Here is a 19,785-nt window from a genome sequence, read left to right on the forward strand (position 1 = left end):
CCGGCAGGCCGAATGCGGTTGCCTGGCGACGTGCCGGTGCGATTGGTGCTCGCCGACGACGAAGCGCTGCTCCGTCGAGGGCTGAAGGTGCTGCTCGAAGCGGACGGCCGGGTCGAGGTGGTGGCGGAAGCCGCGGACGGCGCGGGACTGGTGGACGTCGTGCGCCGGTTCCGGCCCGACGTGGCGCTGGTCGACGTGCAGATGCCGGGCATGGACGGGCTGTCCGCGCTGCGGACGATGCTGGCCTGGCCCGACCCGCCCGCGCTGGCCGTGCTGACCACGTTCGACCTGGACGACTACGTGGCCACGGCGTTGGAGCTGGGCGCGCAGGGCTTCCTGCTCAAGGACGCCGAGCCGGAGGCCCTGGTGCGCGCGGTGCTCGACCTGGCCGCCGGGGGAGCCGTGCTCGACCCCCGGATCACGGCCCGGCTGCTGCCCAAGATGCGGGGCGCCCGGCTGCGGCCCAACCCGCAGCTGGACGGCCTGAGCGCCCGTGAGCGCCAGGTGCTCGACCTGCTGGCCAGCGGTCAGCCCAACAGCGCCATAGCCGCGTCCCTCGGCCTGAGCGAGGCGACGGTGAAGAGCTACGTCTCCACCGTGCTGACCAAGCTGGGCGTCGAGAACCGGGTCCAGGCCGCCCTCGTCGCCCACCAGGTGGACACGTGGTGATCCTGCTCGAGCTGCTGGTCGTCGTGGTGCCCGCCGCGATGGTCCTGCTCGCCGACCACGTGCCGTACGCGTGGTCGATCCCGGCGGCGCTGGTGGCGTGCGCGTTGCTGCCGGTGCGCCGGTGGCGGCCGTGGCTCGCGGCCCTGGTCTGCCTGCCGGGCCTGGTCGGCGGCCTGGGCTGGCCATCGACCGTCGTCGCCCTGTACCGCGTGGGCCGCAAGTCCACCGCGCCCGTGATGATCGCGTTGGTGGGCCTGGCCACCGTGCTGCCGTCGACGCTGGTGGTCGTCACCCAGCGACTGCCCGCGGGCGCCGCGCTGCTGACGTTCTCGTTCAGCCTGTTCATGGCCGGCGCACCCACCGCGCTCGGGGCGCTGATCACCACGAGGCGCGAGCTGACCGCGAGCCTGGCCGAGGCGTCCCGGGCGCGGACGGCCGAGCTGGAGGCCCGCGAGGACGGCGCACGTGCGGCGGAACGCGCCCGGATCGCGCGGGAGATCCACGACGCCGTCGGCCACCACGCCACCCTGATCGCCGTGGAGTCCGCCGCACTGGCCGCCACCACCGAGGACGCCGGGACGCGTGACACGGCGCTGCGCCTGCGTGCGCTGGCCAAGGAAGCACTGGCCGAGATGCGCGCCGCGCTGGGCCTGCTCAACACGGAGCCGATTCCGGGCTTCGAAGGCATCCCGTCCCTGGTCGACCGGGCCAGGAAGGCGGGCCTGGCCGTCGAGTACGAGGACGACAGCGGCCACCTGCCACCACCATCCACCGGCCGCGCCGCCTACCGCGTGGTCCAGGAAGCACTGACCAACGTGACCAAACACGCCCCCACCGCCACCGTCCACGTGCGACTGTCCAACCAAGACGGAAGCCTGCGCGTCACGGTCGCCAACGACCCACCGACCACCCCACCTCGGCCCCCGGGTCACGACCAAGGCGGCCACGGCCTGCACGGCCTGAAGGAACGAGTGACCCAAGCCGGCGGCACCCTGACCACCACCCACCACCAGTCCGGCGCCTTCACCGTCGACGCGACCCTACCGACGGGTTCGCCAAAAGTTGACCGAACCGACTCGACTTCCGGCGGTAGTGCACAAACCCAGGCCAACGCATAGTCAACCCCGAGGCCGCCGCTCCGGAGGGGACCCGGCGACCCGGATGGCAGGGACCGCACGGCCCCTCTCATCTCCGCAGGTAGAACCGCCGTCCGCCCCTCAAGGGGGGCCGCGTCGGACCCCCGTTGGGAGTGCGCTAAGCTATCCGCGCACCCCACAACGGGGGTGCGGCCGGGACGTGGCGCAGCTTGGTAGCGCACTTGACTGGGGGTCAAGGGGTCGCAGGTTCAAATCCTGTCGTCCCGACGGTCGAAGTACGGCGAAAGCCCAGGTCAGGGCCTTGGATCACTACGGTGAGACAAGGCCCTGATTCTGTTTCCGGGCACGTCGTCTCACAATTTCTCACGAACGCTCGTACTGCTTCTTTCAGCCCAGAAGTTCACCGAGCTGGTCGGCCGCCTGGCGCAGGTGCTCGACGTTCGGGTGGATGTAGACCCGCTTGGTGAAGCTGAGGTCCGCGTGGCCCGCCCAGGCGCTGACGATCACGTCGGGCACGCCGGACGTCGCCAGGTAGGTCAGACAGGCGTGCCGAGCGTCGTACGGCCGAACCTTCCGCACATTGGCCTGATCCATCAGCTTGTGGATCGCCCGCCGAAGTCGATCGGTCTTCCAGGGTTGACCCAGCTCGTCGACCAGCACGAACCCGGACCGCTCGTACAGCTCACCGGCCCGCATCGCCTCCGCGGCTTGCCTGGCCTTGAACGCCTTGAGCGCTGCGTGCAGGGGCGTGGGCAGGGGCAGCTTGCGCTTGCCCTTCTCCGACTTCGGCCCCTTCTCCTCGACTTCACCCTCGACCAGCGTGCGCGTCAGCTCGATCGACAGCGTCCCCTCGTCGAGGTCGACGGCGCTCCACCTGAGCCCGCAGACCTCGGCGGGCCGCATCCCGATCAGCGCCAGGAGCACGGGCGCGTGGAGCCGGTGGTCGCGGATCGCGGCGAGGAACTGTCTCACCTCCGTCTCACTCCAGGGCACGCGCAGGGCTGCCGCAGCCGCGGCCTTGCGCCGCGCTTCACGCGGGATCTGCGTGTACTGAGCGACATTGCGGACGACCAGCCTGCGCCGCATCGCCACGTTCAAGGACGACCTGAAGCGCCCCAGCGTGAGCTGTACGGACCTGACGCTGAGCCCGCTGCCGACCTTCCCGCCGCGCTTGCGGCCGGAGGTGAGCATCCAGCTCACCAGCTCGTCCACGTCCTCCTCGGTGACGTCCTGGAGCCGCTTCCCGCCAAACCGTTCGCGCACCGGCAGCAGCGCGTCGGCGTAGTTGGCGGCGGTGGCCTTCTCGACGTCGACCGTCGTGGACTTCAACCAGGTGTCCAACCACTCGGACACCGTGGTCTTGTCGGGCCCGACGAATGTCCCCTCATCCGTCTGGTGCTTGACCTTGGCGTACTCGGCGCGGGCTTCCTTCTTGGTGCCGTAGGTCTTCGTCAACTGCCTACGCTTGCCGGTCGCCGGGTCGCGCCCGATGTCGATCACGAACCGGTACCTCGTCGTACCGTCCTTCAACTCGATCTTCTTGATCGGGTCCCCCACGAGCTTGCAGCTCCTTCGATCAGGCCCCCTCGGATGGGCCCAAGGGGGGCAGTAGTCCCATGTCGCGCGCCCTGCGGATGTACCTGGACACCTGGGTTCGGGAACGGTTCATGGCGGCAGCCACGGCGAGGCCGGGTGCCCTGTCTCCCGAGGCCACGGCCTCGTTGTAGATCTGCGCCGCCAGTCGTGCGTCGTGATCGGCTTGACCGCGGGTGCGTTGCTCGGCACTCGGAACCGGCTCCGCCTGACCGCGATCCACTGGCTGAACGCCAGGTGGAAGTGAAGCCAGCCAGCGCTCACGCACAGACGCTGGCACCGTTGCCTCGACCATCGCGGCACGCACTAGTTGGTCGATGAGGACCTGCCTCATCACCGACGTGGTGATCGGTGCCTTGACCTTCCCCCGCACGGTCGCCTCGATGACCACTGGGCGGCGATCCGCGCCCACCATCACCTCGATCTGCATCGCCACTTCGGGCTCGCTGAGCACGAAGTTCGCCTGGAAGTGCGTCGGCACGGCGGTGTCGCGACCTGTTGACACGTACCCACCAGGCGTCAGTTCGTCAACCGACACCCATGCGATCTTGAAGTTCTTCGGTAGGCGAGGCACGGCAGAACGATACGCACCCCCTTCATGCTCCGTAGTCGGATGGTCACGACACACCGCCTTTCCGTGGCAGTGGTGAGTCAATGCCCTTGAAGCGTACCCTATTAGGTATGACAACCGGGGGGAAGACTCTGGCGGACCGTTCCGCCGAGCTTCGTACATGGATCCGGACCGGGAGGGCACGGCAGCTCCGTGTCGACGCCGGTCTCAGCCAGGCACTGGCCGCGCAGGACTGCGAGGTCACTGCGTCCACTGTGCACCGATGGGAGATGGGTGACCGACTGCCTCGCGGTCGCAACATTGCCGTGTACCACGGCTTCCTGGCTCGCCTCGTCGAGCGAGAGCAGCGGGGAGGCGAGCACGATGGCGAGTAGGCCGGAGCCGCAGAGGCCACCGACTCTGGCGGAGATCAAGGCGACGTGGCCACCGACGGTGGATGTGTCGACCGCGGCAACAGCGTTCGGGATCAGCCGCAGCAACGCTTACGAGCTGATCGCGCGCAGCGAGTTCCCAGCCAAGGTCGCCAGGTACGGCGGTCGGATGAAGGTGATCACAGAGTCGATCATTCGTGCACTGTCTGCGACGGACTGAAGCGATGACCACGTTCGGGGGGACAGGTCATGACTAGTGCGGACAATGAGTCACCAACGCGGCGCCTGCGGCTGAGAACGGCCCACGAGGTCGACATCACGCGGACGCGGTTCGTGTGGAACGGCTACCTACCTGTCGGCGAGGTCTCGCTACTGGTGGGCAAGCCAGGGCTGGGCAAGAGCACGGTCGTCGTGGACCTCGCCGCCAAGGTGACCACAGGGCAGCTCGACGGCGACCTCAACGGCGAGCCGCAGCATGTCTTGTACTCCATCACCGAGGACTCGGAGTCCATGTTCAAGGCCCGGTTCATCGCTGCTGGTGGAGACTTGGACCGTCTGCACCTGGTCGATGTCGTCTACGGCGATTCGACCGACGGCACGCCGCTGGTCGTCAACCTCGACTTGGACGGGGTGCGCGAGGCGTTGGAGACCTGGAAGCCGGCGCTGTTCGTGATGGACGCGCTCAACTCATCTCTGTCCGGACAGCTCAACGACAACTCCGTCGTCCGTCCACAGTTGGAGAGATTGAGGTCGCTGGCCCATTACACGGGCACGGCGGTGTTGGGCGTCGGTCACTTCCGGAAGTCGACCGCAGGTGTCGACCCGGTCGACGCCATCGGTGGTGCGGGCGCCTACAGCCAGGTCGTCCGGCACGCGCTGGCCTGCGCTGCGGAGGACGAGACGGTCCGAGTCCTGTCGGTCATCAAATCGAACGTCGTGTCGCTGACCGACGTCCGGTCACTGGAGTACAGGACTGAGTCTGTGACCGTCTCCGCTGACGACGGAGGCGAGGCCGATGTAGGTCGGATTGTCTGGCTGGGGGAGTCGACCACCTCGGTTGTCGATCTCCTGCAGCGCACCGCGTACGACGACGGGGACGAACGTGCGGACGCCGCCGCGTGGCTCACCGACTACCTGCTGGAGCGCGGAGGAGAGGCCCCGGTGATGGATGTGCTGGACGAAGGACACCAGGCCGGATTCTCCAAGGACACCCTGAAGCGTGCCAAGGCGAGGGCCAAAATCCGCTCCGAGAAGGCCGACTTCGATGGCGGCTGGGTGTGGCGTATCCGCCAGAGAACGTAGGAAGAGAGCATCCAAGGGAGCGAAGGGAGCGGCACTCGCAACGCCGCTCCCTTCGCTCCCTTGGATGCGCCCTTCGTTGGGCCCGGGGAGGCTTACTGCGCTACAAACAGACTTGAGTGCTGAACCAACGCAGTGCGTCGGCTGGGTTGCTGCCACGACCTACAAGGGTGTCCAGCCAGCAAGAGCGAGTACGGCGGCGATGGCGGCGACGATCCCAGCGATGCCGCCGGCGACGGTGAAGAAGGCGACGAGGGCTCCGCGCTTGCGCAGCCGCGTCCACCAGCCTTCCCGTTCGGGGCGGTCCGGCGTCGCACCGTTGTCGCGGCCGGTCACGGCGGCGTTGTCACCGTGTGCTGTCTGAACTCCAACCACGGTGGAGCCTTGGCCGCTGGCGGTCTGGCTGCCGATGGCGGTCCCGGCGCTGCTGGCCAGGGTCAGAGGCCCTGATTGCGGGGCGGAGAGGTTGGTGCCGCCCGCCCCGGCGTGCTGAGTGGTGATGTTGATGGTGGGACGTTCGCCGGTTACGACGAACTGCACAGCCTGGTCCGCCGCAGCCTTGTCGGGAACCTCCTGGCCTGTGGGCGTCAGCATGGTCAGCTCGGCAACCAGTTCGGCCAGGGCGGTGCGCACTCGCACGAGCACCCCGCGCATCGTGGCGTCGGACACTTCCCAGTAGACGGCCGCCACGACACTGAACTCGTCCGTCTGGAACTTGTTCAGATACTCGATCAACGGGTCGGAGAAGTGCGGGATCAACCCTCGGGGCTCGTCCCTGTGCGGAACTGCAAGAGCTTCCAGTTCGCCGATGTCCCCGACCAGAACCACCTCCTCCACGTCGACGCTTTCGGTCATCCAGTCGGGCAACATGGAGGGCTGGATCTGTTGAGTGAGGCCGCCGTAGCCGCCTCTGTTGGTGATCCGTGCGTACAGCGGAGCGCGAACGCGGCGGTAGTCGGGGATGCTGTCAGCGGCGCCAACGTAGCCGTTGAGTTCACGGCGGGCCCAGTCACGCATCCTCTCTGACCCGGCCTTGCCGCCGAGGACGATGCACTTCTGCAGCAGCGACGCCAACGGCACCGCGTCGTCCAAGACGCCCGCCTCGATCTGTGCGAGCAGTCCTTCTCTCCTGCCGGTCATGGCGGAGATCCTCCCACCACCTGTCCCGAGGACACCTTGTACGCGTCTGCGGCCTGCCCGTGTGGTCCACCAGCCGACCAGTCGGGGCGCGATGCGGCGGACCAGATGGCTGCCGATGCGCAGCACGGACTGCAGGTTCTCGGGCTCCTGAAACCACTCGGCGAGGGCGTGAACAACTACTGGGTTGGTCATGGCCGGCAGCGTGCGGGCCTGGTGTCACCACGCTTTTCGGGCCGTTTTCGTGGCCTGATCGGGTCGAGTTCAGGACCCCATAGCACCGGTGTGTCACCGGTCCGCCGGACGAACCCGACCATGATCAACGCGGAGCGAGATAGCGCTAACCGGTGGTTAGCGAGGCTCAGGCCGCCGGGCCCGTGGCATCCTGGACGCACGCGACGGCTACCGCCCCCCGTGGTCGACGTCGCCCTGATCAGCGCCTGTTCGCGCGGCCACCACGGCCGTGTTGCCCACCGGACAGGTCCGCGAGGTCGGGGCTGGCACCGACACGAGGGGGACGAAGGTGGGCACGGCAGGCGACACGCCGCAGGGGCGGCGGCCCGGACGAGCCGGTCGACGCCAGCGGGTGGCAGGTGGCTACCCGGTGGTGCGCCAGATCGCACTGACGATGAACGACGGCGAGCGCCTGGCGGTGCTGGCCACGCTGGCCGGGATGAGCCAGGGCGCCTACGCAGCTCATGTCGTCGAGCAGCACCTGCGCGCCCGCTGGGAGGGCGAACTGCCGATGGGTGCCCGCGAGGCACTGGGTGTGCTGGTGGCCCGCAGCGCCGACGTCGTGGGCTTGGCCCAGGAGGTCGCTGCGATCGGCCGGTTGTTCAACCAGGTCGCTCGACACGTCCACGTCCACGGCACGCTGCCGCCGGGCAGCTCGTTGGCGCGGATTGAGCGTGAGTTCAACCTCGCGCGGATGAAGGTAGCCGGCACTCTGGCTGGTCTGGACGAAGCCGCCGCCGCGCTGCGGGAGCGGCTGTGAGAACCATGGCGAAGCCGTATCGCCGTGGCGACACCTCGGCTCGGATTTTCGTGACCCCCGGGGCTTCGTCCCTGGCCGGGAGACGTCTCGCCGCAGCTCGGCTCAGATGGATGGTGCACCGCTGCACCACCTTGCCGCGTTCGCCGCGGCGCGGATGTGGGCACGGCGTCCGGTGATTGGGCGGGTGGTACGGGGTTGGCGTGTGGCCGGGCTGGTCTTCTACCTGTTCGGGCCCGGCCGCCACAACGAGCACACCGACCAGCACGTGATCGCTTCCTGGGACGGTCTGCCCGACCGGCACCAGCCGCCTCGCATCGACGAGAACGAGTTCGACACCGCGGCGCTCGCGGCGTTGGCAGCCACCCTGTCCGCGCCCGCCGTGGCCGCCGGTGTTCCCCAGCGCGAACCTGATCAGGACGACTCTGGTAAGCGACCGCAGGGGCCGGTGTGGCACTGCTCGCTCCGTACCGCGCCGGGCGACCGCGAGCTCATCGACGACGAGTGGACCGACATCGCCGCCGACGTCCTGCACCGCACCGGCATCGCCCCCGCCGACGACCCCGGCGCCTGCCGGTGGATCGCCGTGCGCCACGCGGCCGACCACATCCACATCGCCGCAGTCCTGGTCCGCCAGGACACCCTGCGGCGGGTCGAGCCGCGTCGGGACTACCACCGCGTTCGCGAGGCGTGCCTGGACGCCGAACAACGCCACGGCCTTACCCCGACCACCCCGATCGACCGCACCGCGCCGGTGGCACCGGACCGCGCCGAGATCGAGAAGGCCGCGCGGGCCGGACGCGCTGAGCCCTCCCGGGAGCGACTGCGCCGCGTCGTGCGCTTCGCCGCCGCCCGCTCCGGGTCACTGGAGGAGTTCGCCGCCGCCGTGGCCGACGACGGCCTGGTCGACCTGCGCTGGCGCACCGATAGGACCGGCCGCCCGGTCGGCTACGCCGTCGCGCTGCGCGGCGACCGGGCACGACCCCGCAGCGGCGACGACGAACTGGTGTGGTTCGGCGGCCGGTCGCTGGCCGCCGACCTGTCGCTGTCCCGCCTGGCCGAGCGCTTCGCCGCCGCCGACCCGCTGCCACCACCGGTCGAACACGGCTTCGCCGAACGCGACCGGGTCCTCGCCAAAGCCCACGACGTAGTCGACCGCGTCCGCGCCGCCTGCGCCGCCGCCGGCCACGCCGACCCCGGCATCGCCCACGCCACCGGCGACCTACTACTGGTCTTGGCCCACTCCACCGAAGGCGCCTACCATCCCGGCCCGCTCACCACTGTCGCCACCCGGTTCGAGCACGCCGCACGCCACCCCGGCCGCGGCGAACCGGAACGGCTCGGCAGCCTCGCCCGCGACCTGCGCCTCATCGCCCGCGACGTGGCCCGCCTCGGGCTGCTTAACCCCCGCTCCAGGCTCGTTGGTCCGGCCGTGGCCGCCCTGGTGCTGGTGCTGATCTCCCTCGTCGTGGAGATCGCCGCCTGGCGGGCCTCCCAGCGCCAGCACGCCGCCGCTCGGCACGCCACCGCCACCCACACAGCCTTGACCGAGTACTACGACGCCCTGCCGCACAAGCAACCGACCGCGCCGCATCGGCGCACCGGCACGTCCACCGCAGACCGTCTCGCCGGGCAACGCCCCGCGACCCGACCCGTCGTGCCGACAACCACGCCGCGTTCGCGCAGCCTCTGAACTCCGGCACGCCTCTGTCTCCGGGTGACACCCGCAGCCCCGCCGGGCAGGACGTCTTACAGCAGTCAGTACGGAGAGGGGCGTGTATAGGCAGCGCATACACGTCCGAGATTGCCTCGGGCCACCGCTACGGTGGTGAACCGTGTGTAAACAAGCCGCTACGCTTAGAGAATGACCGAACGGCCTGCACCGGCAGTCGACGCGCCCTGGTATCAACTGCTCTTGGTGGGCGTTGTGGTCGTTACCTCGGGAATCCTCGCTACAGTCGGCATCGGTCGGGCCCACGCGGCGCTGCATGTGTCAGCGGTGCCGTTGTATGCACTGCCGGTCGTCATGCACTTGACAGCGGTGTACTCAACCTGGCTGAACGTGCGCGCGGCCGACCTTCGCCGACGGAATGCGCTGCGGCGGAGTGTGCTCGCGCTGGCCGTGATCCTCATGGTGCTGGGCGCGCTCACCACGCCCCTGTACCTGGGCAACTGGAACCCGCTCGTGATTCTCGTCAGCGGCGTCGTCGCCGGTGGCGGTCCGCTGGTACTGGCGCTCGTACTGTTCCCGGTGCCGGAGAAGGCGGCCGACTGATCGGGTCACCCGATCGCGGCGGGATGCCGGTTAGCAGGATGCCGGACCATAGCCACTGCTTCTCCTGTCCTGCCGTTGTGGGCCACCCGTACCCGCCTGTCTGCCCTGGTACTGCCCTCGACGTTCTACGTCCTGCTGCACTACGTCGTGGCTACGTGGCTGACCTTGGACGTGGTGAGGCCGGGCGCGCTCTCCACGCTCATATTCACGAGGGTTGCCCGACTACCGCCCTGCTCGACCACCGACTTGGTCGGCCTGGTTCATAGCGCTGGAGTCCACTGCCAAGGTCGTATTGCATGCCCGCGGAGGCAGGCGACACGGAGGGTGGCCTCTGCGCGAGCGTCGGGGCTTTCGGCGGCGCGTTGAGCGACGTAGGACGCCATGCGTAGTTCGCGGATGTCGCGGAGCAGTTCGAAGCCGGACCAGTCGGTGACGTCGTAGCCGTAGCGGTCGCAGAAGTCGCGGTAGTCCTCGGCGGTGATCCAGTTGAAGCTGGTGTGCTTGATGGCGGTGCTGACGAGATCCCACTCGGGAGGGCCGACGGAGCAGCGTTCGAGGTCGAGCAGGACCACTTGGCCGTCGTCGGTCGCTACGACGTTGCCGACCCAAGCGTCACCGTGAACCACGCAGTGCGGCAGTCCGGCGGGGAGTTCGGCGTAGCGGGCCTGTAGTGAAGCCAGGCGTTCGCGAAGCCAGTTTAGGTCCGTGCCAGTGAGGGTTCGGGCGGCGTCGATGCGCTCGCTCAGCCGGACGAAGGGATCGAGGGCGGCGAAGGGAACGTCGTTCGGGATAGGTAGATCGTGGAGTCGGCGGATCGCTGTGGCGACCTCGGCCGGAGTGCCGTGGCGGTGAGGAGGAAGCTCCTCCCAGAAGGTCACCGCCCTGTCACCGACCTGCACGGGCTGCCCGATGTCCTTCAGCGCTCGAACGGCAGGAACGTCGTGCTCGGCCAGCCATTGGGCGATGAGGACTTCGCGGGTGGCGGCGGCGAGCTGTCCGGGACGGGTTATGCGTGCCACCACGTCGCCGGGCAGCCGGAACAAGGCGTTCTCGCCCAGCCGGATCGGCTCCGCGCCGCTGGAGTCGATCCCGACCTGTGCGCAGGCTTCGGCCAGCACGGCGAGGTGTTCGGCACTCACGTGGCCAGCACCAGGGTCGTGATGCGGTGCCGGAGGGCCTCCACTTCGGGTATCGCGCGGTGCCGCTGACCGTGACGTGCCAGCTCGCGTAGGTCGTCGACGGCGCGGTTGGATCGGATGGCGCCGGCGGCGTCCAGTGCCGCGGAGCCGATCACTGCGGCTTCGCGCGGGTCACCGGTGGCCATCGTCAGCGAGGCCAGCTTGATCTGCGACATTGTGCGTGACCGGGCGTAGGCGGCGGTGTGTCCGGCGACGGCCGTGGAGAACCGTGCCGTGGCTTCTGCGGGGGAGCGGCCCTGGACGGCCAGATCGAACAAGGCGTGGCCGGTGTCGCCCGCGTGTTGGGCGGCGTCGTAGTAGCCCATCCACGACGCGTCGTTGGCCGGGTTGCGGTGGGCGAAGTGGTCATCGGCGGTGCCGACCGCGATCAGCGTTTCCCGGACGCGGCCCATCTTCGCCAAGGCTCGGGCGTGGGCGGTGTGCAGCATCGCCCGCTCGGTCGCCGTGAGCCGGTCGGAGCGGACCAACGCGTGCTCGGTCAACGTCAGGCCCTCGTCGGGCTTGCCGACCCAGATCGCCTGCCGGGCCATCGAGGACAGGATCTTGGCACGTAGGTGCCAGTCCTGCGCCTCCTCGGCGCAGGCCAAGCCGAACTGGAACACGCGGCGGGCGTCGTCGTGGGCGTAGGCGTCGAAGGCCATGAAGGCGCAGGTGTGGGCGAGATAGCCCACGACGCTGTGAAGAGGGCCTCGCAGTCTGGCCGGGTAGCTGGCTTCCAGCAGGTCGGCGGAGAACCGGAGTTGGGCAAGAACGGCTTCGCGGGCCAGGCCGCCGCCGTAGGTGTGGTCCCACCCGGCGAACACGCGTGCCGCGGTGTGGATCTGCTCGATCTCGGTCTGCCCGATGCGGGCGGGAGCCGCAGTCGGCTGGGTGTCCTCCAGCAGGGCTGCGACCGGGGCGAGCGCGAGGGTGCCGACGCCGAGGGCGGCGGTGCGCAGGAATTGCTTTCGGTCCACGGTCGCCAGCTTTACCACCGTGCGGCGGCGGTTGCTGAAGCCCAGCGCGGCGTCACTGGAAGCACCCAGGGTGACGCGCAGTGCCTCGCGGTACAGCGCTCCGGGCCAACGGATGTCGCCGCGTTCGAGCTTGCCCAGGTAGTTGGCGTCGAGCTCGACCTTCCGCTCGTAATGACGCCAGATGTAGGCGTTGACCAGGTCGGCAAGCTCTTGCCGGGACAGGCACTCGCCGGGCTGTGCAGGCGAGGCGGTGCGTTCCCGCGCCTGCCGCAGCTGATCGTTTGCCGTGGGCACTGGTCCGGCCTCCCATGGGTGTGACCAGGGCCATCGTGACACGCAACGTGACGAAACGGGTACTGCTCCGCGAATGGGGAGGATTGCAACCCTCCCCGAATCCTCCCCTTGACATCCCCGGTTCCTGGTGTCCGCAGCAATGCGGATCGCGGGCACGGTTGGTGGCATGACGGAGACCGCGCTTGAGCAGGGTGGAACGGCGAACACCGCCGCAGCCGGCGTCATCCCGCGTGCGTCGCTGGTGGTTCGCTCCTTCAGCAGTCCTCATGAGGTCAACGGCCTGCACCCGGTGCTGGCCTTGGCGGCAGACCTGGGTACCGAGAATCGGACACGCGCCGAGGCCCAGCAGATCATCAGCGACCCGCGCGGCGACGACCACGTGGCCGCGGCGGCCCTCCGTGCGATTTACGACCACGATGTCACCCGATCGGTGCTGGTCGAGCGGATTGACGCCTGGGCGGGAAGGCAGTTCGACGAATCCAGCGCGCGGCTGCTGCACACCGAGAGCCTGGGGCAGTTGGTTGACCGCTTGGCCGCGGCGTGGGTCCGGTCCCGACTGCTGGCCGAGGACGACAACCCGGCCGCGCGTGATCCGGCGAAGCTCGCGCTGCACCGGCTGGGAGAGCTGTGCATCGGCTACGACGACCTGGCGACCGACCTGCTGGGCGGCCGTCGCCGACTGCCGATCTACCAGGCGCTCACCGGCCACGTGGCGGCATGAGACGTGGACGGGACACGCGATGTCGTCGCCGTCGTCGTGGCAGTCGACAGCCCCGTCGGCCGCGTCGCGACGGCCATCGACGAACTCACCACCCACCTCCCCTCAACTGGTCAACAGCTCGTCTGCCCGATCTGCTCCGCTCGGTCGTGGCCGTGTCCCCCATTCCACGACGCGGCGCACCTGGTGATCGCCGCCGGAGTCCGGCTCGCCGACCTGGTGCCGGTCGACCTCCACCTGCGGCTGTGGCCACCAGCCACCACGAAGCAACAGCCCTGGCCCACCGAGGAGGTCTCGAATGGCTGAAGCACCGCTCACGGCCATGCACAAGGCCGTGTTCGACCACCTCGACTACCTCGACGCCCTGGTCGGCGAGGGCGACCTCCGATGCCGTGCGGCGTTGGCCGACTCCGAGATCGCCCGTCTTACCGCCGCATGGCGCGCTTTGCTCGACCAGCACGCACTCGACGGGCGCGGCCGCTGTCGGCAGTGCTCCGGCCAGTTCCGTGCACGGAGATCACCGTGCACGGTGTGGACCACCGCCCACCAGCACCTGGTCACCGACGGCCCTCCCACGGCCGCGACCGGTCGGCACGCGGCAGTCGACCGGCGGTCGTCCGTCGCCGTGCTGGGGGCCTCCTGACCGGAGGAACGCGCCGCCCCCGACGCGGTGCGTTCCTCCGGTCGCATGACCTCCTCCGCGAGCCGCACTTGCGCAGCAGAACCCTCTGAAAAGGTGACCAGGTGAACACACTGCGAGACCACAACACCGGCCCGTCCACCGACTCCGACAGGGCGACCGAGATCCGCAACGCCCTGACGGACAAGCTCCTCTCGGACGGCATGATCACCTCACCGGTCGTGGAGCGGGCATTCCGCACGGTGCCTCGGCACCTGTTCGTCCCCGAAGGCACGCCCCTGGAGGTGGCCTACAACGCCGCCGACTCGGTGGCTATCAAGACCGACCAGGACGGCGTGATCATCTCCTCGACCAGCGCGCCATTCATCCAGGCGCGGATGATCGAGCAAGCCGGGCTCGGGCCCGACATGAGCGTGTTGGAGATCGGATCCGGGGGCTACAACGCCGCGCTGCTGGCCGAGGTCGTCGGTCCGCGCGGGCGTGTCGTCAGCGTGGACATCGACCCCGAGGTGACCGACCGGGCCCGCGTCCTGCTGGACGCCACCGGGTACGGCAGCCAGGTCACGGTTGTCCAGGCCGACGCCGAGAACCCTGTGCCCGAACTGCACGAACCGGTCGACGCGATCCTCGTGACGGTCGGGGCGTGGGACCTCTCGCCGACCTGGCTTGACCAGTTGTCCGAGCACGGCACGATCGTCGTCCCGCTGCGGATGAACGGCATCACCCGCTCGATCGCGTTCCGCCGCGAAGGCGACCACCTGGTCAGCACCTCGGCCGAGGTGTGCGGGTTCGTCCCGATGCAGGGATCGGGCGCGCACGACGAGCGAATCTTCCTGCTCCCCGACGCGCACGGCCACAACGTCAAGCTCCGCTTCGACGGCGACGTGCCGCAGGACATGAGCCTCCTGGACGATGTCCTGGCCACGGAGCGCACCGAGGTCTGGTCCGGCGTCACCGTCAAGCACGGCGTGTCGTTCGCCGACCTGCACCTGTGGTTCGCCGGCTTCCTGCCCGGCTTCTGCAAGCTGGCCGTGGACGAGGGCACCGAACTGGCCGCCGAACGCAAGAGCTGGTTCCCCTTCGGCGTCGTGCGCGGTGACTCCTTCGCCTACCTGGCGGTGCGCCCCGCGCTGGACGGCGCCGGAGTCGAGTTCGGGGCGCGGGCCTACGGAACACACGGCCAGGCCGCCGCCACCGCGATGGTCGAACAGATCCAGGCGTGGGACCGCCAGTCCCGTGACGTGGCACCCACGTTCGCCTACTGGCCGACCGGTAGTGACCGCACCCGGATCGACGAGGGCGCGGCGGTGCTGGAGAAGACACACGGCCTGGTCACGATCTCCTGGCCGCAGGCGGCGAACACCGCAGCCGGCCCGGATGCCCTGCACACCACCGAAGATGAGGAGTGAACCCGATGTCGCCAACGCTGACCGTCGACAGCCCGGACCTTGAGGATTCCGCCGTCGACGACGCGGAGTTCGAGCTCGACATGCGCGTCGTGGAGAGCACCACCCAGCTCGTGATCATGATGTGCGACACGAGCGACGGCTGCGGCAACACCTGCGGCACCAGCGCGTGCAGCACCGGCTCCAACGACCCGTTCTGACCCAGCCCTCTGCCGTCGGCGCCCGAACCCTCGGGCGCCGACGGCGGCGGCCAGCCGACCGGGCGAGGAGAGCCGATCACCATGACCGTGTCCACCCGCTACCGGCACACCGGCCTCGTCCTGGTCCGTGCCACCACAGACCCCGGCGACCTCGACCCTCCGACACACCTGGACCTGTCCGACCCCGCCGCGGTCGAGCAGGAGGGCCGGACATGGTTGACGAAGGTGTGGGCGCGCCGAGAGGTACGCGAGGCACTGCACCTGGCCAGTCCGGTCCTCTGTGCCCGCCTCGACCAACTCCTCGACACGGGTGCCGGGCCACACCCGGTGAAGGAATTGCGCCGCGCCATCGTCTCCGTGGCGTCCTACCTGCTGCGCTGGCAGCGGCGCGCGACCCCGTTCGGGCTGTTCGCCGGAATCACCGCCGCCGCCATCGGACCCGCGACGGCCGAGGTAGGCGGCAGGCACCGGGCCGTGCTACGCGCGGACGCCGAGTGGGTTACAACGCTGATCGACCGGCTCGAACGGCATCCTGGCCTGCGCCCGCAGCTGACGGTCATGGCCGACAACGCGAGGATCGTGCGCGACGGCCGCGTCATCGTGCACCGCCGGGCTGAGGTCGGTGCCTCCACCCCAGGACCGCTCCGGGAGTCCTCGGTACGGCTCAACCGGCCCGTGCAGTTCGCACTGACCGCAGCAGGCTCGCCGATTCAGTTCGACGCGCTCGCCGCCGAGATGACCGCCCGGTTCCCGTCCGCCTCCCCGGACAAGATCCATGCACTACTGCACGGCCTGGTCGACGGCGGCCTGTTGATCACAAGCCTTCGCCCTCCGATGACGACCGTTGACGCCTTGTCCCACCTGGTCCGCGCGCTACGTGTGGCCGGCGGAGATGACCTGCCCGACGTTGCCGGGCTGATGCGTGAACTCGACGGCATCAGTACCCGCCTAGCCCATCACAACAGCACCACCGACCCTATGCGGACCATCGAGATCCGGAAGGCCCTCGGCACGCAGATGACCGCCGTGGTCCCGGATGCCGGCCATGTCTTTGCCGCCGACGTGCGGCTGGACGCGATGATCACCGTTCCCGAACGGGTGCTGACCGAGGCGACGGTCGCCGCCGGTGTTCTGCTGCGGGTAAGCACTCAGCCGTTCGGTTCGGCGGCCTGGCTGGACTACCACGCCCGGTTCCGTGCTCATTACGGTCCCGGTGCGCTGGTGCCGGTGCGGGAGTTGATTGCCGACTCTGGGCTCGGCTACCCGGCCGGGTACCTCGGTGCGCCACGCGCCAGGCCCGCTTGGCGGATGCTGACCGAACGCGACGCCGCCCTCATGGCGTTGATTCAGCAGGCCACGGTGGACGGTGCCGAGGAGATCACGCTGACCGACACGGACATCGAGGCGTTGACCGTCGGGGAGCACGCCGACATCACCGCGCCGCAGCGTGTCGAACTCGGTGTCGCGTTGTACGCCACCTCGACCCAGGCGATCGACCGAGGTGATTTTCAACTTCGAGTTACCGCCGCACCGCGCATCCCCACCAGCATGGCTGCACGGTTCGCCCACCTGCTCGACGACGCCGACCGCGCACGGCTGGCCGCGACCTACGCCGCAGAACCCGAGAACTCAACGCAGGACGGGACGGTTGCGGTGCAGTTGTCGTTTCCACCACGCCGCCCGCACAACGAGAACGTGGTGCGCGTCCAGCCGCTACTCCCGGACGTCGTACCACTCTCGGAACATCCCGACCCGGCACACCCGCATCTCGGCGTGATCAACGTGGACGACCTAGCGGTCACAGCCGACGCCGAACAGATGTACCTGGTCCAGCGTTCCACCGGCCGACGGGTGATCCCCCGGATTCCGCACGCCCTGGACACCACCGTCCAGACTCCGCCACTGGCCCGGTTCCTCGCCGAGGTCGCCGACGCGCGCAACGCGGTATTCCGAGGATTCGATCTCGGCGCCGCCCGCACCCTGCCCTACGTGCCCCGCATCCGGTATCGGCGCACGGTGCTCTCCGCTGCCCGCTGGATCCTCAGCGATCCAGACTTATCCGGCTGGCAGAAGGACTCGCTGCGTTCCTGGCGGCACCGGTGGCGGGTACCGGCACGGGTCGTGCTGTGCCACGGCGAACTGCGCCTGCCGCTCGACCTCGATCAGGAACTGGACCGCGCCTTACTTCGGGCTCAGGTGGAGCGGACCGAGCGGATCGAGCTGCAAGAAGACGGCCCACCCGACGGCAACGGCTGGATCGGACGTCCGGCTGAGTTGCTGATCCCGATGACCGCGACCACGCCGTCCTCACGGCCGCTTCCAACAACTGCGGCCTCCGGTGAGGTCCTTCGACCGGGTGGCTCCGCCATCGTGCACGCGCAGTTGGTGGGCAACCCCGCGCGGTTCGACGAGATCCTCACCGGCCACCTGCCCGCGTTCGTCGACAGCCTCGACGGTCTGGTCGGGCCGTGGTGGATACGACGGCACCGCGACATGATCCGACCCGAATCCGATCAGCACCTGGCCGTGTTGCTGCGCCTGACCAACCCCGAACACTACGGGCCGGTCGCCGCCAGAGTGGCCGCCTTTGCGGCCGACCTGCACGCGCGAAATCTTCCGTGCCAGCTCACCCTCGCCGCCCACCCGCAGCATCTCGCTCGCTACGGCGAAGGCCCGGCGCTGGCCGCCGCCGAGGACATGTTCACCGCCGACACCGCGGCCGCCATCGCACAGATCACGACCACCCGGGCATCCGGGATTCCCACCCAGGCACTGGCCGCCGCGTCGATGGCACACCTGGCCGCGTCCTTCGCCCCCGACCCGCAAACCGGGTACCGGGCGCTCGTCGGATGCCTGCGCAGGGAACACGGCCCGCTGGACCGGACATTGCGCGACCACGCGCTCGATCTGGCCGACCCTGACGACGGATATCGAGCCGTCCGCGCCCTGCCGGGCGGTGAGGCGGTCGCTGCGGCCTGGACTGCCCGCGACACCACGCTGACCACCTACCACCACGCTCTCACGCAGCAACAACGCGATCCGGGCACCGTGCTGCGCACACTGCTGCACGAGCACCACGTCCGTGCCGTCGGCGTCGATCCGACGTTCGAGAAGGAGACCGGCCGCCTCGCCCGCGCCGCCGCGCTGCGCCGCCTCGCCCTGGCCGGTGCCCGATGAACTCCGACCCCGGCGCGGTCACGCTCACCGCCGACGAAGCGGCCGGTCAATCCCTGGCCCGAGGCGCGGCCGGGACGGCGCTGCTGCACATCGAGCGAGCCTGGACCGGCTCCGGAAGCTGGGAAACCGCCCGGTCCCACATCCGGCAAGCGACGGGCGGGCCGATCGACGCCGCCGAACACGCCGGCCTGTACTACGGGGCACCGGCGATCGCGTTCATGCTGCACACCGCCTCCGACAGGCATCCTCGTTACCGCGCGGCCTGCGAGGCGCTGGACGAGCACGTGCTGCGCCTGGCTCATCGGCGTCTGGCGACCGCCGCGGGCAGGATCGAGCGCGGCGAGGCCACCACGTTCGCCGAGTTCGACCTCTTCTACGGGCTGACCGGAATCGGTGCGTTGCTGATGCGCCACAACCCCGGAAGCGACGTCCTCGCCGGGATCCTGCGGTATGTAGTCGCACTGACCGGGCCGCGCCACCAAGACGGCGTCGCACTGCCGGGGTGGTGGGTGGCCCATGACCCGGACGAGATCCTGCCGACCCCCGGCGGGCACGCGAACTTCGGGATGGCGCACGGCGCGGCCGGGCTGCTCGCCCTGCTCGCCCTCGCCACCACCCACGGCTGCGTGGTCGACGGCCAACACGAGGCGATCGCCGTCCTGAACGACTGGTTCGACCGGTGGCAGCAGGACTCGGCGGACGGACCGTGGTGGCCACAGTGGATCACCCGCGAAGAACTGCGCACCGGCCGTCCCGCCCAACCCGGACCGGGCCGACCGTCCTGGTGCTACGGCACGGTCGGCATCGCCCGCGCTCAACAACTCGCCGCCATCGCCACCGACGACCCGCGACGCCAGGAAGCCGCCGAGGACGCCTTAGCCGCGAGCCTGACCGATACGCAGCTCGACCGGATCACCGAACCGGGCCTGTGCCACGGCATCGCCGGGGTCTATCAGACCGCCTACCGGGCCGCCCGCGACGCGCGGAACCCCGCCATCGGCCGACGCCTCCCGGCACTGGCCACCCAGCTCGCCCGGCACGCCCGATTGCTCGGCGACCAGACGGACGAGGGCGGACTGCTGACCGGAGGCGCCGGAGTGGGACTGGCGCTGGAAACCACCCAGCACGCTGAGCCACCGCACACGGGATGGGACGCATGTCTGCTGATCACCTGACCACAACGTCCCCACAC

Annotated in this window: 19 protein-coding genes and 1 tRNA gene; 15 read left to right on the forward strand and 5 right to left on the reverse strand. The window is 69.4% G+C overall.

Features of this window, described 5'->3' with window-relative positions; genetic code table 11:
- The first annotated feature begins 12 nt into the window (after positions 1 to 12).
- From LZG04_RS34830 to LZG04_RS34840, 3 genes are all read left to right on the forward strand, one after another.
- Complete coding sequence (locus tag LZG04_RS34830) at positions 13 to 669, forward strand: response regulator transcription factor (RefSeq protein ID WP_233825247.1); 657 nt, start codon at positions 13 to 15, stop codon at positions 667 to 669.
- A complete protein-coding gene (locus tag LZG04_RS34835) occupies positions 663 to 1,787 on the forward strand; it encodes a histidine kinase (RefSeq protein WP_233825249.1) in 1,125 nt (374 codons plus the stop codon). Before LZG04_RS34830 ends, LZG04_RS34835 begins: the two co-directional genes overlap by 7 nt.
- 172 nt (positions 1,788 to 1,959) lie before the next feature.
- Positions 1,960 to 2,033, forward strand: a tRNA-Pro gene (locus LZG04_RS34840).
- 120 nt (positions 2,034 to 2,153) lie between these two features.
- Here LZG04_RS34840 and LZG04_RS34845 read toward each other — a convergent pair.
- Together LZG04_RS34845 and LZG04_RS34850 are read right to left on the reverse strand one after the other, a co-directional pair.
- Positions 2,154 to 3,323: a tyrosine-type recombinase/integrase gene (locus tag LZG04_RS34845; protein WP_233825251.1), complete on the reverse strand. Its 1,170-nt coding sequence runs from the start codon at positions 3,321 to 3,323 to the stop codon at positions 2,154 to 2,156.
- A 19-nt stretch (positions 3,324 to 3,342) separates the two neighbouring features.
- Positions 3,343 to 3,933, reverse strand: coding sequence for a hypothetical protein (locus LZG04_RS34850; RefSeq protein WP_233825253.1), 591 nt, complete (start codon positions 3,931 to 3,933; stop codon positions 3,343 to 3,345).
- 107 nt (positions 3,934 to 4,040) lie between these two features.
- Here LZG04_RS34850 and LZG04_RS43190 point away from each other — a divergent pair, with 107 nt between their 5' ends.
- Together LZG04_RS43190 and LZG04_RS34855 are read left to right on the forward strand one after the other, a co-directional pair.
- On the forward strand, positions 4,041 to 4,304 hold the full coding sequence (locus LZG04_RS43190) for a helix-turn-helix domain-containing protein (protein ID WP_374202953.1): 264 nt from the start codon (positions 4,041 to 4,043) through the stop codon (positions 4,302 to 4,304).
- A 246-nt stretch (positions 4,305 to 4,550) separates the two neighbouring features.
- Positions 4,551 to 5,603, forward strand: coding sequence for an AAA family ATPase (locus tag LZG04_RS34855; RefSeq protein WP_233825256.1), 1,053 nt, complete (start codon positions 4,551 to 4,553; stop codon positions 5,601 to 5,603).
- A 159-nt stretch (positions 5,604 to 5,762) separates the two neighbouring features.
- On the opposite strand, the gene LZG04_RS34860 is transcribed toward LZG04_RS34855, so the two are convergent.
- Positions 5,763 to 6,932, reverse strand: a complete 1,170-nt coding sequence (locus tag LZG04_RS34860; RefSeq protein ID WP_233825258.1) for a hypothetical protein — start codon at positions 6,930 to 6,932, stop codon at positions 5,763 to 5,765.
- 409 nt (positions 6,933 to 7,341) lie between these two features.
- On the opposite strand from LZG04_RS34860, the gene LZG04_RS34865 reads away from it, so the two are divergent.
- From LZG04_RS34865 to LZG04_RS34875, 3 genes are all read left to right on the forward strand, one after another.
- Positions 7,342 to 7,731 carry a hypothetical protein gene (locus LZG04_RS34865; RefSeq protein WP_233825260.1) on the forward strand — a complete coding sequence of 130 codons (390 nt, stop codon included), beginning with the start codon at positions 7,342 to 7,344 and terminating at the stop codon, positions 7,729 to 7,731.
- A 202-nt stretch (positions 7,732 to 7,933) separates the two neighbouring features.
- Positions 7,934 to 9,421 (forward strand): relaxase/mobilization nuclease domain-containing protein, encoded by a 1,488-nt coding sequence (locus LZG04_RS34870; protein WP_233825262.1) that lies wholly within the window; start codon positions 7,934 to 7,936, stop codon positions 9,419 to 9,421.
- Positions 9,422 to 9,592: 171 nt separating this feature from the next.
- The gene (locus tag LZG04_RS34875) at positions 9,593 to 10,003 is read left to right on the forward strand and encodes a hypothetical protein (RefSeq protein ID WP_233825264.1); all 411 of its coding nucleotides are present in this window, start codon (positions 9,593 to 9,595) and stop codon (positions 10,001 to 10,003) included.
- Between the two features lie 260 nt (positions 10,004 to 10,263).
- Here LZG04_RS34875 and LZG04_RS34880 read toward each other — a convergent pair whose 3' ends face one another.
- Both LZG04_RS34880 and LZG04_RS34885 read right to left on the reverse strand, forming a co-directional pair.
- Positions 10,264 to 11,142: a phosphotransferase family protein gene (locus tag LZG04_RS34880; protein WP_233825273.1), complete on the reverse strand. Its 879-nt coding sequence runs from the start codon at positions 11,140 to 11,142 to the stop codon at positions 10,264 to 10,266.
- Entirely contained in the window at positions 11,139 to 12,494 is a 1,356-nt protein-coding gene (locus tag LZG04_RS34885) for an XRE family transcriptional regulator (protein WP_233825275.1), read from the reverse strand. The genes LZG04_RS34880 and LZG04_RS34885 overlap by 4 nt, the downstream gene beginning before the upstream one ends.
- Before the next feature lie 124 nt (positions 12,495 to 12,618).
- On the opposite strand from LZG04_RS34885, the gene LZG04_RS34890 reads away from it, so the two are divergent.
- The 7 genes from LZG04_RS34890 (at position 12,619) to LZG04_RS34920 (ending at position 19,768) form a co-directional block, all read left to right on the forward strand.
- The gene (locus LZG04_RS34890) at positions 12,619 to 13,173 is read left to right on the forward strand and encodes a DUF4254 domain-containing protein (protein WP_233825277.1); all 555 of its coding nucleotides are present in this window, start codon (positions 12,619 to 12,621) and stop codon (positions 13,171 to 13,173) included.
- 3 nt (positions 13,174 to 13,176) lie between these two features.
- A complete protein-coding gene (locus LZG04_RS34895) occupies positions 13,177 to 13,476 on the forward strand; it encodes a hypothetical protein (RefSeq protein ID WP_233825279.1) in 300 nt (99 codons plus the stop codon).
- On the forward strand, positions 13,469 to 13,813 hold the full coding sequence (locus tag LZG04_RS34900) for a hypothetical protein (protein ID WP_233825281.1): 345 nt from the start codon (positions 13,469 to 13,471) through the stop codon (positions 13,811 to 13,813). The genes LZG04_RS34895 and LZG04_RS34900 overlap by 8 nt, the downstream gene beginning before the upstream one ends.
- A gap of 101 nt (positions 13,814 to 13,914) precedes the next feature.
- Positions 13,915 to 15,219 (forward strand): methyltransferase, FxLD system, encoded by a 1,305-nt coding sequence (fxlM, locus tag LZG04_RS34905; protein WP_233825283.1) that lies wholly within the window; start codon positions 13,915 to 13,917, stop codon positions 15,217 to 15,219.
- A gap of 5 nt (positions 15,220 to 15,224) precedes the next feature.
- Complete coding sequence (locus LZG04_RS34910; protein WP_233825285.1) at positions 15,225 to 15,416, forward strand: FxLD family lanthipeptide; 192 nt, start codon at positions 15,225 to 15,227, stop codon at positions 15,414 to 15,416.
- Positions 15,417 to 15,497: 81 nt separating this feature from the next.
- Positions 15,498 to 18,593, forward strand: a complete 3,096-nt coding sequence (locus LZG04_RS34915) for a lantibiotic dehydratase (RefSeq protein ID WP_233825286.1) — start codon at positions 15,498 to 15,500, stop codon at positions 18,591 to 18,593.
- Positions 18,590 to 19,768: a lanthionine synthetase C family protein gene (locus LZG04_RS34920; RefSeq protein WP_233825288.1), complete on the forward strand. Its 1,179-nt coding sequence runs from the start codon at positions 18,590 to 18,592 to the stop codon at positions 19,766 to 19,768. Before LZG04_RS34915 ends, LZG04_RS34920 begins: the two co-directional genes overlap by 4 nt.
- Positions 19,769 to 19,785: the final 17 nt, after the last annotated feature.

Source organism: Saccharothrix sp. S26 (genome assembly GCF_021390395.1).
Lineage (GTDB): Bacteria > Actinomycetota > Actinomycetes > Mycobacteriales > Pseudonocardiaceae > Actinosynnema.